A 15,822-nucleotide genomic window follows, 5' to 3' on the forward strand; every position below is an offset into this window, starting at 1 on the left:
GCCGTCCCGGTCGTCGTCCGTGACGCCGGACGGCGCGTTCGAGTGCATCACCAGGAGAAGGGCATGACGATCGTGCAACAGGAGCGTCCGGCCGCCGCGTCGCCGTACCGGTTCGAGCGGGAGATGAGCTCCGGCTTCGAACGGCTGGCGACGCAGCACCGCGACCTGACGCTCACGACCGTGTTCCAGCCGATATTCAGCCTGTCGCACCAGCGTGCGGTCGGCTACGAGGCGCTGCTGCGCGCGCACGATGCGCTCGACCGCGCCGTGTCGCCGCTCGACGTGTTCGGCGAAGCCGCGCGCCAGGGCGAACTGCTGCAGCTCGACCGGCTCGCGCAGGCGCTGCATCTGGAGAACTTCGCGCTGCTCGGCGCCGAGCGCGAGTGGCTGTTTCTCAACGTCCATCCGGGCGTGCTCACCGACCCGTTCCAGGCGGCCGCGCTGCTCGCGAACCTGAAGCGGCTCGGCATGCCGCCGCGGCGCATCGTGCTCGAAGTGCTCGAACAGCGCGCGGAGGACGTCGAGCGGCTCGCGGAGGCCGTGCGCGCGTTCCGCACGCAGGGTTTCCTGATCGCGCTCGACGATTTCGGCGCGGGCCATTCGAACCTCGAGCGGATCTGGCAGCTGAACCCGGACATCGTGAAGCTCGACCGGATCATGCTGTCGCATGCGGCACATCGCACGGGACTGACCGCGATCCTGCACGGGCTCGTGACGCTGTTGCACGAGGCCGGCAAGCTGGTGCTCGTCGAAGGGATCGAGACCGAGCACGAAGCGCAGATCGCGCTGTCGTGCGAGGCCGATTTCGTGCAGGGCTACTACTTCGGCCGGCCGGCGCCGGGGCTGCCCGACAGCGCGGCCGCGACCGGCTGCATCGGCGAGCTGACCGAGCGCTTTCGTCAGCAGACCGAAGCGCGCGAGCGGCGCGACACGCAGCGGCTCGCGCCGTACCTGCGCGCGTTCGAACGGGCGGCCGAGCGCCTCGAGGCCGGCGAGCCGCTCGACGAGGTGTGCTGGAACTTCCTCGCGCTCGACGCGGCCGCGCGCTGTTTCCTGCTCGATGCGCAGGGCCGGCAGTCGGGCCGCAACGTCGTGCTGCGCGCGGATCGCGCGCTGGCCGAGGCGCGCTTTTCGCCGCTGGCGGACGCGCAGGGCGCGAACTGGCTGCGCCGGCCGTATTTCCGCTCGGCGATCGCCGAACCGGGGCGCGTGCAGGTCACGCGGCCGTACCTGTCGATCAACGAGGCGCAGCCGTGCGTGACGCTGTCGGTGGCCGTGCGCGTCGGCGATGCGCAGCGCGTGCTGTGCGGCGACATCGACTGGGTCGACGACGACGCGCCAGTCGCGTAGCGACGCACGGCGCGCATGCGGTGAGCAGCGAGCGGGGCGCGGGGCGGCCGTTGCGTTCACCGCGGGCTTCCCCGACAATGGCGCGACCGCGGCCATCGTGACCGCGCGCGCCGTCCCGGGGGCCACCATGGCGGCGAATAAAAAAGGAAAAAAACCATGAAACGACCGATTTCGCTGACCATCCTCGCGTGGGTCATCATCGTGACCAACGCGATCACCTGCGTGTATACGCCGTTCTCGATCGGCATGCCGACCACCCAGGCGCTGCTGTCGCACTACCTGCTGCCCGTCTGGGCGACGCTCGGCATCAGCGTGATCATCGAAGCCGCGAACGTCGTGATCGGCATCGCGATCCTCAAGGGGCGCGAGTGGTCGCGCAAGGCCTACGTCGCGACGTCGGTGTTCGGCTTCGCGTTTTCGTTCATCAACATGCCGAAGTCGATGTTCGCGGTGCTGATCCCCGGCTTCATGCTGTTCGCGCTGTTCATCTACCTGCTGTTCCGGCGTCCCGCGACCGCGTATTTCCGGCACGCCCTCGCGTGAACGTCGTGCGCAACGCGCTGGCGATCGTGCTGTTCACGATCGCCGGCTTCGGCGTGATGGCCGCGCAGATGGCCGCGTTCCTGAAAGTCGGGCAGGCGGGTGTGACGGTCGTATTCGTCGCCGTGTTGTTCACGGCGTCGGCCGTGCTGCTAGCTGCGGGCGCGTTTGCCGGCGCATTCCGGCCGCGTGCGCGCGGCGCGGGCATCACGCTGCTGGCCGCGGCCGCGACCACCGCGCTCGGGATGATCGGCTGGGGAATGCTCCTGCTCACGCCCGCGATCGTCGACATGATGCAGCAGCAGGGCGCGTACTTCGACGCGCGCATGTTCCGGTTCGTGTCCGGCACCGCGGTGACGGGGTTGTCCGCGCTGGTCGGCGTCTGGCTCGTGCGGCGCGGCTGAAGGACATGGCTGAAATGCGCGACTGAAATACGCGGCCGCCGGCACGCTGGCGTCCGTCACGCGGCTCGGCTAGGATGCGCGAATTATCCAGACGATTCGCGGGCCGCCCATGAACCGACATGCCGCTTCTTCCGTCCTCCTCGAAGTGATCGCCACGACCGTCGGCGATGCCCAGGCCGCCGCCCGCGCGGGCGCCGACCGCCTCGAACTCGTGACTGCGATCACCGAAGGCGGGCTGACGCCGAGCGTCGGCCTGATCGAGGCCGTCGTGGCCGCCGTGCCGATTCCCGTCAACGTGATCGTGCGTCCGCACAGCCGCTCGTTCGTCTATGACGCCGACGACCTGCGCGTGATCGAGCGCGACGTGCGCGCGGCCGTCGCGGCCGGCGCGAACGGCGTCGTGTTCGGCGCGCTCGACTCGCGCGGCGACGTCGATCTCGGCGCGCTGGCCCGGATCGCGGCCGCCGCGGACGGGCGCGCGCTCACGTTTCACCGCGCGTTCGACGTCGCGCGCGATCTGAACGCCGCGTTCGACGCGCTGCTGCGCGTGCCGGCCGTCACGTCCGTGCTGACGTCGGGCGGTCATCCGTCGGTGCTCGACGCGGTTGCGACGATCACGCGGCTCGTGCGGCAGGCGGCGGGCACGACTTGCACGGTGCTGGCCGGCTCGGGGCTCACGATCGACGCGGTCGGCGATTTCGTCCGCGCCACCGGCGTGCGTGCGGTGCATTTCGGCTCGGGCGTGCGGCCGCGCGGCGAGGTGCTGGCGCCCGTCGACGGGCAACGCGTCGAGCGCGTGCGCGCGGCGCTCGACGGCGCGGCGTCGCACGTGTGACGCACGTCCCGACACCGCACGACACAAACACGACACGACATCATCGGGGAGAGCGGGCCACATGACGGACGCCACGCACGACACGCACGACGGCGCGGACGACGATGCCGCGCCCGGCTGGGACGCGATCGACGCCGCGCTCGCGCGCCTTTATCCGGGCCAGGAGCCGAAGCACTACGGCACGCTGGTCAAGTGGCGGCTCGGCGGCCCCGATCCGCTCGACGGGATCAGCGTGTGGCGGCGCGCGGCCCCCGTGCCGCACTGGCATTTCGTCACGTACGGGCTGAGCGAGCTGTATGCGAAGGAGTCGGACGATCCGGCCGCCAGCGGTTTCGGCTTCGAGCTGACGATGCGCGTCGCGTGCGTGGCTGGCGACGACGAGCCGCCGCGCTGGGTGTTCAGCTTCCTGCAGAATCTCGCGCGCTACGTGTTCCAGAGCGGCAACGCGTTCGACGATGGCCACTGGATGACGGCCAACGGCCCGATCACGCTCGATACCGATACGGCGCTCTGCTCGATGGGCTTCGCGTTCGATCCGGAGCTGCCGGCGATCGACACGCCGCACGGCCGTCTCGCGTTCCTGCAGGTCGTCGGGCTGACGCTCGACGAGGAACGCGCCGCGAAGCGCTGGCGCACGCGTGCGCTGCTCGACACGCTGCTGCCGCACATGCCGCTGTGGGTGACCGATCTCGGCCGCGCGTCGCTGCTCGAACGCGCGGACGTGCGCGAGCAGGTCGACGCGGGCACGCAGCGCGACGGCTCGGCGAGCGGTTACCTGTTCACCGACGTGCTCGGCTGGGGCACCCGCAAGCGGCTGCTGCGCGCGCCGGTGATCGAGATCACCGTCGGCGCGCGGCAGGTCGACGAACTCGTCACGCTACTGCCGCTGCGGCTGCCGTTCGACCGGCCGTTTCGCCTCGTCGGTCACGACGGCGCGGTGCGGTTCGTGCGCGGCGACGCGAACGGCGTGAGCGACGAAGACGGCACGCTGACGCTGCAGCTCACCGACGCGACGGTGCAGGCGCTGGCGCGCACGCTGAAGCCGCGCGCCGGCGAGTATGCGATCGACGGGCTCGACGGCGTGCGCTGGCGGGTCGAGCCGACGGTGATCCGCGACGCGCAGGGCCATCCGGTGCAGACGATCGGCTAGGGCCGGCGCCCGAGCCGCGGCGCGTCACGTGTTGCGCACGAACCAGGTCCGCTTCGCGGTGCCGAGCAGCGCGCGATAGACGAGCCACGACACGACGAAGGTGGCCGGCGCCGACAGCGACGCGGCGAACCCGGTCGCCTGGTTCAGCGCCAGCCCCGCGAACGCGCCCGCGAACCACGCGGTCAGGCCGCCCGGATTGAACACCGGCACGTGCGCGTCGCGGCATTCGACGTCGTCGCCGACGAGCTGCCCGTAGCGCGCCGACAGGATGTGCGCGAGCGCGACGCCGACCCACGCGACGACGAAGATGCCCTGGTACGCGAGCGCTTGCAGGATCCGCGAGAAGATGTCGGCCATCATCAGCGCATAGACGACCGCGCCGACCACGACCGCCCACACGAATTTCGGCGCGCGCAGCCCCGCGACCTTCTGGAAGAACGCCTGCATGTTGACGGTCGCGAGGTAGTAGTTCGCGGTATTGATGCGCGACTGCGTGACCCACACGAACAGCAGCCCCCACACGCCCATCAGCTTCAGCAGCGCGAGCACGACCGACACTTCCGACAGCGTGCCGAGCCCGGGAATCGTGCTGACGAGATAGATGCCGGCCGCGCCGTTGACGAGGAACGTGACGAGGTAGAACGGCATCCCGAAGTTGAAGCGGCCGTGATAGCGGGCGTCGGCCTTGCGGCCGAAGCGCGCGTAGTCGAACGTGAACATCATCAGCACCCATACGCCCATGTAGTAGACGAAGCACTGCCACCAGCCGCCGGCCGGGGCGCCGCCCGTCGGCCCGAAATCGAGCCACGCGGCGTGATAGCCGTACTCGGCCGTCGCGAGCCCGACCGCCGCGAGCAACCCGAACAGGTAGAACGGCAGCAGCACGCCGTTGAACTTGTCGAGCCAGTGCTGCACGCTGCCGAACACGAGCGGCACGCTGTAGCAGACGACGATCAGCGCGGCCCACTTGTAGTCGAGCGCCGGAAACTGGTGATGCGCGGCGACCGCGATCACCGAGCCCTCGAACACCGCGTAGTAGATCGCCGTCGCGAAGAAGATCAGCGTCGCGAGCGCCGCGCCCGCGCTGCCGAACAGCACGCGCGAGAACAGCGCGACCGACAGGCCGGTACGGATCGCGTAGCGGCTGATGATCGAATTGACGATGCCGTACGAAACGACCGACAGCGCCATCCCGATCAGCGCGTTGCGCGCGCCGTAGGTGAGCGCGAGCGTCGCGCCGACGACGATGTAGAACACCGCGCTGCAGACGGCCCACCACGCCATCGTCAGCGCAAAGGGCGGCATGCGTGCGTGATCGGGAATGGCGAGCGTCGACAGGTCGAGATCCTCGTCGGTGCGGGCCTGAGCCAGGTTGGCCATGAGCGTGCTCCTCGATGAGCGAAACAGCGGACGACGTCTGGGCCGCGGCCCATGCGAGCCGCGGGGTTGCCCCGACGTCGGGGCGGGCAACCGGTCCGGCGAAAACGGCGCGCAGGCGTCCCCGCCGCGCCGCGCGCGGCCGCACGGACGGGAAACGGAAGCGAAGGATGAAAACGGAGGGCGGCGCACGGCGCCCGGCGCGACGGCCGGGCGCGTGGCGCTCAGTCCTTCAGTACGGCGCGCAGCAGCGCGAGGCGCCGCTGATACTCGCGGCGCGCGGCGAGCGCGTCGGCCATCGTCACGCGCACGAAGCGCGCGCGATGGTTCGGCTGCATCTGGCCGATCAGGTCCATGTCGGCGCTGATGACCGTGCCGATCGTCGCGTAGCCGCCGCCCGACACCGCATCGCGATGCAGGATGATCGGCTCGACCCCGGCCGGCACCTGGATCGATCCGATCGGATAGCACGCGTCGACGATGTTCGACGGATCGGCCCCGGCGCCGAACGGCTGCTCGCGCGGCCGGAACTGCAGCGGCCGGCCGTTCTTGTAGCGGTAGCCGATGCGGTCCGCCTCGGGCGCGACCGTCCATTCGTCATCGAAGAACGTGTGCGCCGACGCGTCGGTGAGCCGGTAGTGGTACAGCCCCGGCAGCACGCGCAGTTCGACCTGGCTGTCCAGCGGCCGGCTGACCGACGCCGGCAGCTCGCGCCCTTCGCGAAGCGTGCCGCGCGCCGCGCCGATCGGCAAACGGTCGCCTTTCTGCAGGCGCCGGCCCGCGTGGCCGCCGATCGCGCCGAGCGTGTAGGTCGAGCGGCTGCCGAGCACGACCGGCACGTCGATGCCACCCGCGACGGCCAGGTACGCGCGGGCGCCGCCCTTCACGTAGGCGAACGACAGCACGCTGCCCGCGCGGATCCACAGCGCGACGTTGCAGCGCTGCCCGACGCCGTCGATCTTCGGGGTCATCTCGGCGCCCGTGACGGCGACCAGCGCGTCCGCATGGAACAGCAGCTCCGGGCCGAGCAGCGTGCATTCGAGCACGGCCGCCTGTTCCGGATTGCCGACCAGCAGGTTCGCCGCGCGCGACGCGTACTGGTCGAGCGAGCCCGACGGCGGGATGCCGACGTGGTAGTAGCCTTGCCGGCCCGTATCCTGGACCGACGTCGCGAGGCCGGGTTTCACGACCTCGATCAGGTTGTGCGCGTCAGCGGGCATGCAGCACCTCGACGAGAGAACGGTTGACCGCATCGGGATCGCGCCGGAACGCGTCGAGCGAGAATTTCACGGGGCGCACGCGCAGCGAGAAGGTACCCGCTTCGACGGCCGCCACCGCGGCGTCATAGGCGTCGCGATCGATCGGCTGGAACTTCACGATGTCGCCGGGCCGGAAGAACACCATGAAATCGCGCAGGTAGTCGAGCCGCTGCGCGGGATCGAAGATCGGCGCCGGCGTCACGCCGAACATCTGGTAGCCGCCCGCGCCGCGCACCGAGTAGATGCAACCGAAGCAGCCGCCGTGGCCGACCGTCAGCTTCGGCGTGTCGGTGCGCGGCCGCAGGTATTTCGGTACTTCGAGCTGCCGTGCGCGCTCGACCATCTGGTACATGAACGGCAGGCCCGCGACGAAGCCGACCATCGACACGAACCACGGCGAGCCCGAGTGCGCGGCGATGAAGTCGTCGACGTCGCGCTTGCCGTTGATCCGCGCCGCATATTCGAGGTCGGTCGACGACGGGTCCTGGTGACGCTCGCGAAACCGCATCAGCGTCTCGTGCGTCCACGGGTCGTTGTACAGCACCGGCACCTCGACGATGCGGGTATCGAGTTCGAGCGGCGCGTCGCCGACCTCGGCCTCGATCGCCTTGAGCAGCGCGACGAGCGTGTCGGGCTCGATCACGTCCGGGTCGTAGCGCACCTGGTAGGACGCGTTCGCCGGACAGATCTCGGTGATGCCCGGCACCGCGCGCCGCTGCAGTTCGCGCGTGATCGCCGTGCCCTTGAAGAAGGCGTCGAGCGACATCGCCTCGCTGATCTCGACGAACACGAATTCGTCGCCGCCGAACGTATAACGGGTCGTCACAGGGCCTCCCCGACGCGCGCGGCGTCCGCGGTTTCGTGCTGCCGGGCGGCGGCCGTCGCGGCCTCGCGCCATGACGGCATCCACGCTTCGAGAAAATTCGTGTGATAGCGGCCCGCGCGCACGTCGTCGTCCGCGAGCAGCGCGACGTGCAGCGGCGCGGTGGTCTTCAGGCCGCCGACCTGCAGCTCGCCGAGCGCGCGAGACAGACGCCGCAATGCGGCCGCGCGGCTCTCGTCGTGCACGATCAGCTTCGCGAGCAGCGAATCGTAGAACGGTGGCACGACGTAGCCCGGGTAGAGCAGCGAATCGACGCGCACGCCGGGGCCGGTCGGCCACACCAGTGCGTCGATCCGGCCCGGATTCGGGCGGAAATCCTGCAGCGGATCTTCCGCGTTGATCCGGCATTCGAGCGCGGCGCCGCGCATCGCGATGTCGGCTTGCGCGAACCGCAGCGGCTCGCCGTCGGCGATGCGCAGCGTTTCGCGCACGAGATCGATGCCGGTGATCGCCTCGGTCACCGGATGCTCGACCTGGATGCGCGTGTTCATCTCGATGAAGTAGAACTCGCCGCGCGCATCGTCGAACAGGTATTCGAGCGTGCCCGCGCTGCGGTAGCCGACCTCGCGCGCGAGCCGCGTGGCCGACGCGCACAGCGCGTCGCGCTGCGCCGGCGTGAGCGACGGCGACGGCGCTTCCTCGAGAATCTTCTGGCGGCGCCGCTGCAGCGAGCATTCGCGCTCGAACAGGTGGACGACGTCGCGGCCGTCGCCGAGCACCTGCACCTCGATGTGCCGCGCTCGCGCGATGAAGCGTTCGAGATAGACGCCGCCGTCGCCGAACGCGGCCTGCGCCTCGCGCTGCGCGAGCGGCAGTTCGGCGTCGAGCTGCGCGGCGTCGTGCGCGACGCGGATGCCGCGCCCGCCGCCACCCGCGGCCGCCTTGATCATGATCGGATAGCCGATGCGCGCGGCGACCGCGCGGGCCGCGTCGAGCGACTGGACGACGCCGTCGCTGCCCGGCACGGTCGGCACGTTCGCGCGCCGCGCGGTGTCGCGGGCGCGCGCCTTGTCGCCCATCGTCGCGATCACCTGCGCGCCCGGGCCGACGAAGATCAGCCCGGCCGCCTCGACCTGCGCGGCGAACGCCGCGTTCTCGGACAGGAAGCCGTAGCCCGGATGGATCGCGTCCGCGCCGCATTGCCGCGCGGCGTCGAGGATCGCGGCCGGATTCAGATAGCTCTTCGCCGCATGCGACGACCCGATGTGGATCGCTTCGTCGGCCATGCGCGCGGCGAGGCTGTCGCGGTCCGCGTCGCTGACCACGGCGACCGCGCGCATGCCGAGCTCGCGTGCCGCGCGGATCACGCGCACCGCGATTTCGCCGCGGTTCGCGACCAGCACGGTCTTGATCCGCGACGGTCGATAGAAGGTGTCGGGGGCGTTTGCCGGCTTCATCGCATCACCCCTCGATCCGCATCAGCACCTGGCCGGCGTCGACCGGCTCGCCATCGTCGACGAGCAGCTCGACGACGCGGCCGGCCGCATCGGCTTCGATCTCGGTGAACTGCTTCATCACTTCGACGAGGCCGACCACCGCGCCGGCCGCGACCGTCGCATCCACCGCGACGTAGTAGTCCGCCTCGGGCGACGGGCGTCGGTAGAACGTGCCCGGCAGCGGGCTGACGATGTCGTGCAATGCCATCTTGCGTCTCCTTGAATCGGGTTCAGTGATGAGCGGCGAGCGGTTGCGGGCCGGCGGTCCGGATGCCTTCGCGGACCAGCGCGTCGCGCGTTTCGCGCACGAGTTCGAGCGCGCCGGGCGTGTCGCTGTGGATGCAGACCGAATCGAAATCGATGTCGATGTCGTCGCCGTCGATCGTGCGCACCTTGCCGTCGATGCACGCACGCAGCACCTTGTCGGCCACCTGCTGCGGGTCGAGGCGCCCGACGCGGCGCGTGAACACGATGGAGCCGCTGCGGTCGTAGTCGCGATCGGCGTAGAACTCGCGGATCACCGGCTGTTCGTACTCCCTCGCCACGCGATACGTGACCGACGCTTCCATGCAGTACAGCCACAGGCCGGGATCGACGCGCTGCAGCGTCTCGATCAGCAGCCGCGAGAACGCCTCGTTGGCCGCCGCGTGCATGTAGAGCGCGCCGTGCGGCTTGACGTGCTGCAGGCTCACGCCGTTGAGCCGCGCGAACTCGCGCAGCGCGCCGAGCTGATACAGGATGTCGTGGACGAGCGCCTGCGGCGTTTCGGTGATCGTGCGGCGACCGAAGCCCGCCAGATCGCGAAAGCCCGGATGCGCGCCGATCCCGACGCCGGCGTCGCGCGCGAGCTGCACCGTGCGCGCCATGATGTTCGGGTCGCCGGCATGAAAACCGGTGGCGATGTTCGCCGAGCTGATGAGCGGCATGATCTGCTCGTCGACGCCGTCGCCGATCGTCCACGGGCCGAAACCTTCGCCCATGTCCGAATTCAGGTCGACACTGTGCTTCCTCATACGGTTCGTTCCTCCAGGTTCTCCGGTCTCGCGTGCGCCGCAGCGCGTGTCGACACCGTGTTGAACGCAGGTTAGCCGTGCGGGGTGCGTCAAAATAGTTCTATTTTTATATGCGACCGTATCGATTTTTCAGATATCGCCGGAAACGGCCGCCCGGCGCCGCGGCAGGCGGATGCGCACGGGTCGGGCGGGCCCGGATTGCCGCTAAACGGACGGTTGATATGATGGTTGCCATGCCCCCATCAGTTTTCCACCGCGCATGGCCCTGACGCTCAGACAGCTCAAGTACTTCGTCGCGACCGCCGAGCTCGGACAGATCTCGCAGGCCGCGATCCAGCTCACCATCTCGCAGTCGGCCGTGACGAGCGCGATCAAGGAACTGGAGGACAGTCTCGGCACGCAGCTGTTCGTGCGCACGTCGGCGGGCGTGACGCTGACCGATACCGGGCGGCGTTTTCTCAATCACGCGTACACGATCCTGTCGTCGGTCGACGAGGCGATGCGGATCCCGAATCTCGAAAGCACGCTGACCGGCACGCTCGCGATCGCCGCGAGCTACACGGTGCTCGGCTACTTCCTGCCGCATCACGTGCTGCGGCTCAATACGCTCTATCCGCGCCTGACGATCCACCTGCACGAGCTGAACCGCGAGTCGATCGAGGAAGGGCTGATCGCGGGCCGCTACGACATGGCCGTGCTGCTCACGTCGAACGTGTCGAATCCGGAGCTCGTGCTGGAGCCGGTGATCCATTCGGTGCGCAGGCTGTGGGTCGGCGCGCATCATCCGCTGCTGCGGCGCGAGAGCGTCACGTTCGCGGAGGTCGCGCACGAGCCGTTCGTGATGCTGACGGTGGACGAGGCCGGGCAGACCGCGCTGCGTTACTGGAACGAGACGCCGTACCGGCCGAACGTGATCCTGCGCACCTCGTCGGTCGAGGCGGTGCGCAGCATGGTCGCGAACGGCAGCGGTGTGGCGATCCTGTCCGACATGGTGTATCGCCCGTGGTCGCTCGAAGGGCGGCGCATCGAGACGATCGTGCTGCGCGACCCGGTGCCGCCGATGAGCGTCGGCCTCGCGTGGCGCAAGAACATCGAGCTGAGTCCCGCGATGCACGCGGTGCGCGACTATTTCCGGCACACGTTCATGGAGCCGCGCGCACTGGGCGGCGCGACCTGAGTGGTGCGCGCGGGCGTGAAAAAGCCGGGGCGCGCCCCGGCTTTTTCGTTGGCGGGCGCGGCGCGCCGGCCGTTGCCGCTTACGCGTTGTCCGACAGCGCGTCGGCCTGGCTCGCGCGGATGCCGAGGCGCTCGAACAGCGCGCGGTCGCGCTGCGTCTGCGGGTTGCTCGTCGTCAGCAGCTGGTCGCCGTAGAACATCGAGTTCGCACCGGCGAGGAAGCACATCGCCTGCATCGCGTCGTCGAGCTGCTCGCGCCCGGCCGACAGGCGCACGACGGCCTTCGGCATCGTGATGCGCGCGACCGCGATGGTGCGCACGAATTCGAACGGATCGAGCGGCGCGGTGCCTTCGAGCGGCGTGCCTTCGATCGCGACGAGGTTGTTGATCGGCACCGATTCCGGATACGGGTTCAGGTTCGCGAGCTGCGAGATCAGGCCCGCGCGTTCGCGACGCGATTCGCCCATCCCGATGATGCCGCCGCAGCACACATTGATGCCCGCGTCGCGCACGCGGTCGAGCGTGTCGAGGCGATCCTGGTAGGTGCGCGTCGAGATCACCTGGCCGTAGAACTCCGGCGACGTGTCGAGGTTGTGGTTGTAGTAGTCGAGGCCCGCGTCGGCGAGCTGCCGAGCCTGTTCGTCTTCGAGCATGCCGAGCGTCATGCAGGTCTCGAGGCCGAGCTCCTTCACGCCGCGCACCATCTCGGTCAGCGCCGGCATGTGGCGCTCCTTCGGGTTGCGCCACGCGGCGCCCATGCAGAAGCGGCTCGCGCCGTTCGCCTTCGCCGCGCGCGCGGCGTCGAGCACCGTGTCGACGTCCATCAGCTTCTCGGCCTTCAGGCCCGTGTCGTGATGCGACGACTGCGAGCAGTACCCGCAATCTTCCTCGCAGCCGCCCGTCTTGATCGACAGCAGCGTCGACAGCTGCACCGCGTTCGCGTCGAAGTGCTCGCGATGCACCTGCTGCGCGCGGAACATCAGGTCGTTGAACGGCAGTTCGAACAGCGCGACGACGTCGGCGACGCGCCAGCGCTGCGGCGCCGGTGCAGCCATGGGAATCGCGTCGGATTGCACGGCGACGGTCTGGGCTTGGGTCATTTCGTTTTCCTGTCCTGGGCGGGATTGGGGGATCGGTTGGGTCAAGGCCGCGCGGCGCGCAGCGACTCGACGAGCGCGGCGATGTCGAGCATCGCCGCGGCGGATTCGGGGGCGGCCGGCGTCATGTGCGCGATGCGGCCGACGAGCGGCGCGCGGTGCTCGCGCGCGAGCCAGTCGCGAATCGTCGCGACGTTCTCGTCGGCGAACGACATGGCCGGGTCGACGTGGTTCGCGACCCAGCCCGCGAGCGCGAGCCCGCGCTGGCGAATCGCATCGGCCGTCAGCAGCGCGTGGCTGATGCAGCCGAGCCGGATGCCGACGACGAGCACGACGGGCAGGCCGAGCGCGACCGCGAGATCGGCGGTGTCCTGCGTGTCGTTCAGCGGCACGCGAAAGCCGCCGACGCCTTCGACGACGACGACGTCCGCGCGCGTCAGCGCTTCGCGATGGCACGCGACGATCGTGTCGAGATCGAGCGTCACGCCTTCCTGCGCGGCGACGATGTGCGGCGCGGCCGGCGCTTTCAGCAGGAACGGCGTGCGCAGCTCGGGCGGCAGCACGACGTTCGCGGCGGCGTCGAGCTGATCGGCATCCTCGTTGCGCCAGACGCCGTCGCGTTGATACGCGCCGGCCGCGACCGGCTTCAGCGCGGCCGCGCGCAGCCCGTGCCGCGCGAAGCCGTGCAGCATCGCGGCCGACACGAAGGTCTTGCCGATTTCGGTATCGGTGCCGGTGACGAACAGCGAGAGCGGGGCGGTCATGCGGCTGCCTCGCTAGCTTCGATCAACGCGGCTTCGAGCCTGGCGAGATCGTCGAACGAATGCGCGGCCGACAGCGACACGCGCAGCCGCGACGTGCCGGCCGGCACCGTCGGCGGCCGGATCGCGGGCACCCACAGGCCGTGTGCGTCGAGCGCGCGCATCGCCGCGAGCGTCGCATCGTTGCTGCCGATCACGAGCGGCTGCACGGCCGTGTGCGAATCGACCGGCTGCCAGCGCGTGTTGCGCAGCAGCGCACGCGTGCGTTCGATCAGCGCGGCGAGGTGCGCGCGGCGCGCGTCGCCTTCGTCGCCCGCGATCACCTTCAGGCTCGCGGAGACCGCATGCGCGACGGCCGGCGGCGCGGCGGTCGTGAAGATGTAGCTGCGCGCGCGCTGGATCAGCCATTCGATCACGGTTTCGTGCGCGATCACGAACGCGCCGGCGACGCCGGCCGCCTTGCCGAGCGTGCCGACGTACACCAGATGCGGCGAACGCAGCGCGGCGGCCGCGAGCGCGCCGCGCCCCTGCGGGCCGAGCACGCCGAAGCCGTGCGCATCGTCGACGACGAGCCACGCGCCGTGGCGCTCGGCCAGCGCGACGAGTTCGGCGAGCGGCGCGACGTCGCCGTCCATGCTGAACACGGTGTCGCTGACGATCAGCTTCGTTTCGGCCTCCGATGCGTCGAGCAGCGCGGCGAGCGCGGCCGTATCGGCGTGCGGATAGACCTGCACGTTCGCGCGCGACAGCCGCATCCCGTCGATCAGCGACGCGTGGTTCAGCGCGTCGGAGAAGATCGTCGCGCCCTTGCCCGCGAGCGCCGTCATCGCGGCGAGGTTCGCCATGTAGCCGGTGCTGAAGTACAGCGCGCGCGGCGCGTCGGAGAAGCCGCCCGCGAAGCCCGCGAGCTCGTCCTCGAGCCGCGCGTGCGCGCGCGAATGGCCGCCGAGCAGGTGCGAGCCGCCGCTGCCGGAGCCGTAGCGCTGCGCGCCTTCCGCGAATGCGGCGACGAGTGCCGGATGCGCGGCGAGGCCGAGGTAGTCGTTGCTCGCGAAGCCGACGATCTCGCGGCCGTTTACGGTCATGCGTGCGTCGCACGCGGTGTCGGCGATACGGCGCACGCGGCGCAGCCCTTGCGCGTCGAGATCGGCGAGGCCGCGTTGCAGGGTGTCGAGCAGGCTCATCGGCCGAGGTCCTCCAGCGTCGCGTCGAGCGTGTCGCGCGTGCGCTGCGCGAGCCACGCGATGTCGTCGTCGCTCATCACGTACGGCGGCATCAGGTACACGGTCGTGCCGATCGGGCGCAGCAGCAGTTCGCGCGCCAGCGCATGTTCGAAGAAGCGCCGCGAGAAACCGCGCGCCGCGTCGCCGTCGAGCGCGACGTCGAACGCGAACAGCGTGCCGCGCTCGCGCAGATGGCGCACCTGAGGATGAGCGTCGAGCGGCGCGAGCGCCGCGCGCAGCGTCGCCGATTTGCCGGCGTTGCGCGCGAGCACGTCGTCGCGCGCGAACAGGTCGAGTGTCGCGACCGCCGCGCGGCACGCGAGCGGGTTGCCGGTGTACGAATGCGAGTGCAGGAAGCCGCGCGTCGTGTCGTCGTCGTAGAACGCCGCGAACACGTCGTCGCGCGTGAGCACCAGCGACAGCGGCAGGTAGCCGCCACTGATCCCTTTCGACAGGCACATGAAATCGGGCCAGACACCGGCCTGCTCGCACGCGAAGAAGGTGCCGGTGCGTCCGCACCCGACCGCGATCTCGTCGGCGATCAGGTGCACGCCGAATTCGTCGCACAGCGCGCGCAGCCCGCGCACGTACGACGGATCGTGCATCGCCATGCCGGCCGCGCACTGCACGAGCGGCTCGACGATCAGCGCGGCGATCCGGTCGCCGCGTTCGACGAACAGGCGCCGCACGTCCGCGAGCGCGCGGCCCGCGACGTCGGCGGCCGTCTCGCCCGGCAGCGCGCCGCGCGCATCGGGCGACGCGACCACGTGCGCGTGGCGGATCAGCGGATCGTACGCATCCTTGAACAGCGCAACGTCGGTCACGCCGAGCGCGCCGATCGTCTCGCCGTGATAGCTGTTCGCGACGCAGACGAATTCCTGCTTGTTCGCGCGGCCGCGGTTGCGCCACGCGTGGAAGCTCATCTTCAGCGCGATCTCGACGGCCGACGCGCCGTCCGACGCGAAGAACGCATGGCCGAGCGTGCGCCCGGTGAGCGCGTGCAGCCGTTCGGCGAGCTCGATCGCGGGCGCGTGCGTGCAGCCGGCGAGCATCGCGTGCTCGAGCGTGTCGAGCTGGTCCTTCAGCGCCGCGTTGATGTCCGGGTTCGCATGGCCGAACAGGTTGACCCACCACGAGCTGATCGCGTCGAAGTAGCGGCGGCCGTCACGGTCGTACAGCCACACGCCCGCGCCGCGCGCGACGGGGACGAGCGGCAGGCGCTCGTGATGCTTCATCTGGGTGCAGGGGTGCCAGACCGCGCGCAGGCTGCGCGCGACCCAGTCGTCGGTGGCTGGCGTACTCAAGGCGACTCCGGGGG

Annotated in this window: 16 protein-coding genes; 6 read left to right on the top strand and 10 right to left on the bottom strand. The window is 70.1% G+C overall.

Annotation, left to right across the window (positions count from 1 at the left end):
- Positions 1 to 63: 63 nt before the first annotated feature.
- The 5 genes from H0X91_RS07560 to H0X91_RS07580 all read left to right on the top strand — a co-directional run bounded on the left by H0X91_RS07560 (position 64) and on the right by H0X91_RS07580 (position 4,279).
- Entirely contained in the window at positions 64 to 1,350 is a 1,287-nt protein-coding gene (locus H0X91_RS07560) for a sensor domain-containing phosphodiesterase (RefSeq protein ID WP_006484063.1), read from the top strand.
- 156 nt (positions 1,351 to 1,506) lie between these two features.
- Positions 1,507 to 1,893, top strand: a complete 387-nt coding sequence (locus H0X91_RS07565) for a hypothetical protein (protein WP_062911148.1) — start codon at positions 1,507 to 1,509, stop codon at positions 1,891 to 1,893.
- Complete coding sequence (locus H0X91_RS07570) at positions 1,890 to 2,294, top strand: hypothetical protein (RefSeq protein ID WP_062911149.1); 405 nt, start codon at positions 1,890 to 1,892, stop codon at positions 2,292 to 2,294. Before H0X91_RS07565 ends, H0X91_RS07570 begins: the two co-directional genes overlap by 4 nt.
- Positions 2,295 to 2,403: 109 nt before the next feature.
- A complete protein-coding gene (locus tag H0X91_RS07575) occupies positions 2,404 to 3,129 on the top strand; it encodes a copper homeostasis protein CutC (RefSeq protein ID WP_006495447.1) in 726 nt (241 codons plus the stop codon).
- Between the two features lie 61 nt (positions 3,130 to 3,190).
- Positions 3,191 to 4,279 (top strand): suppressor of fused domain protein, encoded by a 1,089-nt coding sequence (locus H0X91_RS07580; RefSeq protein WP_062911150.1) that lies wholly within the window; start codon positions 3,191 to 3,193, stop codon positions 4,277 to 4,279.
- Positions 4,280 to 4,303: 24 nt separating this feature from the next.
- Here H0X91_RS07580 and H0X91_RS07585 read toward each other — a convergent pair whose 3' ends face one another.
- From H0X91_RS07585 to H0X91_RS07610, 6 genes are all read right to left on the bottom strand, one after another.
- The gene (locus H0X91_RS07585) at positions 4,304 to 5,659 is read right to left on the bottom strand and encodes a purine-cytosine permease family protein (RefSeq protein WP_062911151.1); all 1,356 of its coding nucleotides are present in this window, start codon (positions 5,657 to 5,659) and stop codon (positions 4,304 to 4,306) included.
- Between the two features lie 221 nt (positions 5,660 to 5,880).
- A complete protein-coding gene (locus tag H0X91_RS07590; RefSeq protein WP_006483468.1) occupies positions 5,881 to 6,876 on the bottom strand; it encodes a biotin-dependent carboxyltransferase family protein in 996 nt (331 codons plus the stop codon).
- Positions 6,866 to 7,741: a 5-oxoprolinase subunit B family protein gene (locus tag H0X91_RS07595; protein WP_006495445.1), complete on the bottom strand. Its 876-nt coding sequence runs from the start codon at positions 7,739 to 7,741 to the stop codon at positions 6,866 to 6,868. The genes H0X91_RS07590 and H0X91_RS07595 overlap by 11 nt, the downstream gene beginning before the upstream one ends.
- On the bottom strand, positions 7,738 to 9,195 hold the full coding sequence (locus tag H0X91_RS07600; protein ID WP_012329328.1) for an acetyl-CoA carboxylase biotin carboxylase subunit: 1,458 nt from the start codon (positions 9,193 to 9,195) through the stop codon (positions 7,738 to 7,740). The genes H0X91_RS07595 and H0X91_RS07600 overlap by 4 nt, the downstream gene beginning before the upstream one ends.
- A 4-nt stretch (positions 9,196 to 9,199) precedes the next feature.
- Entirely contained in the window at positions 9,200 to 9,442 is a 243-nt protein-coding gene (locus H0X91_RS07605; RefSeq protein WP_027812637.1) for an acetyl-CoA carboxylase, read from the bottom strand.
- Positions 9,443 to 9,464: 22 nt separating this feature from the next.
- Entirely contained in the window at positions 9,465 to 10,247 is a 783-nt protein-coding gene (locus tag H0X91_RS07610; protein WP_006483471.1) for a 5-oxoprolinase subunit PxpA, read from the bottom strand.
- A gap of 259 nt (positions 10,248 to 10,506) precedes the next feature.
- Between H0X91_RS07610 and H0X91_RS07615 the strand changes: the two genes are divergently transcribed.
- Positions 10,507 to 11,424: a LysR family transcriptional regulator gene (locus H0X91_RS07615; RefSeq protein ID WP_006483476.1), complete on the top strand. Its 918-nt coding sequence runs from the start codon at positions 10,507 to 10,509 to the stop codon at positions 11,422 to 11,424.
- A 79-nt stretch (positions 11,425 to 11,503) separates the two neighbouring features.
- On the opposite strand, the gene bioB is transcribed toward H0X91_RS07615, so the two are convergent.
- The 4 genes from bioB to bioA are packed head-to-tail and all read right to left on the bottom strand — an operon-like array spanning position 11,504 to position 15,808.
- Positions 11,504 to 12,523, bottom strand: coding sequence for a biotin synthase BioB (gene bioB, locus H0X91_RS07620; protein ID WP_006483467.1), 1,020 nt, complete (start codon positions 12,521 to 12,523; stop codon positions 11,504 to 11,506).
- Between the two features lie 41 nt (positions 12,524 to 12,564).
- Complete coding sequence (gene bioD, locus H0X91_RS07625; RefSeq protein ID WP_006483466.1) at positions 12,565 to 13,284, bottom strand: dethiobiotin synthase; 720 nt, start codon at positions 13,282 to 13,284, stop codon at positions 12,565 to 12,567.
- Entirely contained in the window at positions 13,281 to 14,465 is a 1,185-nt protein-coding gene (gene bioF, locus H0X91_RS07630) for an 8-amino-7-oxononanoate synthase (RefSeq protein WP_034201305.1), read from the bottom strand. Before bioF ends, bioD begins: the two co-directional genes overlap by 4 nt.
- Positions 14,462 to 15,808, bottom strand: coding sequence for an adenosylmethionine--8-amino-7-oxononanoate transaminase (gene bioA / locus H0X91_RS07635; RefSeq protein WP_012492369.1), 1,347 nt, complete (start codon positions 15,806 to 15,808; stop codon positions 14,462 to 14,464). Before bioA ends, bioF begins: the two co-directional genes overlap by 4 nt.
- Positions 15,809 to 15,822: the final 14 nt, after the last annotated feature.

This window comes from Burkholderia sp. 9777_1386, assembly GCF_015712265.1.
Classification (GTDB): domain Bacteria; phylum Pseudomonadota; class Gammaproteobacteria; order Burkholderiales; family Burkholderiaceae; genus Burkholderia; species Burkholderia cenocepacia.

Coding starts and splice junctions, on each gene's coding strand:
- bioD (WP_006483466.1), bottom strand. CDS start 13,284: ATGACCGCCCCGCTCTCGCTGTTCGTCACCGGCACCGATACCGAAATC.
- H0X91_RS07580 (WP_062911150.1), top strand. CDS start 3,191: ATGACGGACGCCACGCACGACACGCACGACGGCGCGGACGACGATGCC.
- H0X91_RS07560 (WP_006484063.1), top strand. CDS start 64: ATGACGATCGTGCAACAGGAGCGTCCGGCCGCCGCGTCGCCGTACCGG.
- H0X91_RS07590 (WP_006483468.1), bottom strand. CDS start 6,876: ATGCCCGCTGACGCGCACAACCTGATCGAGGTCGTGAAACCCGGCCTC.
- H0X91_RS07585 (WP_062911151.1), bottom strand. CDS start 5,659: ATGGCCAACCTGGCTCAGGCCCGCACCGACGAGGATCTCGACCTGTCG.
- H0X91_RS07605 (WP_027812637.1), bottom strand. CDS start 9,442: ATGGCATTGCACGACATCGTCAGCCCGCTGCCGGGCACGTTCTACCGA.
- H0X91_RS07610 (WP_006483471.1), bottom strand. CDS start 10,247: ATGAGGAAGCACAGTGTCGACCTGAATTCGGACATGGGCGAAGGTTTC.
- bioB (WP_006483467.1), bottom strand. CDS start 12,523: ATGACCCAAGCCCAGACCGTCGCCGTGCAATCCGACGCGATTCCCATG.
- H0X91_RS07615 (WP_006483476.1), top strand. CDS start 10,507: ATGGCCCTGACGCTCAGACAGCTCAAGTACTTCGTCGCGACCGCCGAG.
- bioF (WP_034201305.1), bottom strand. CDS start 14,465: ATGAGCCTGCTCGACACCCTGCAACGCGGCCTCGCCGATCTCGACGCG.
- H0X91_RS07575 (WP_006495447.1), top strand. CDS start 2,404: ATGAACCGACATGCCGCTTCTTCCGTCCTCCTCGAAGTGATCGCCACG.
- H0X91_RS07600 (WP_012329328.1), bottom strand. CDS start 9,195: ATGAAGCCGGCAAACGCCCCCGACACCTTCTATCGACCGTCGCGGATC.
- H0X91_RS07565 (WP_062911148.1), top strand. CDS start 1,507: ATGAAACGACCGATTTCGCTGACCATCCTCGCGTGGGTCATCATCGTG.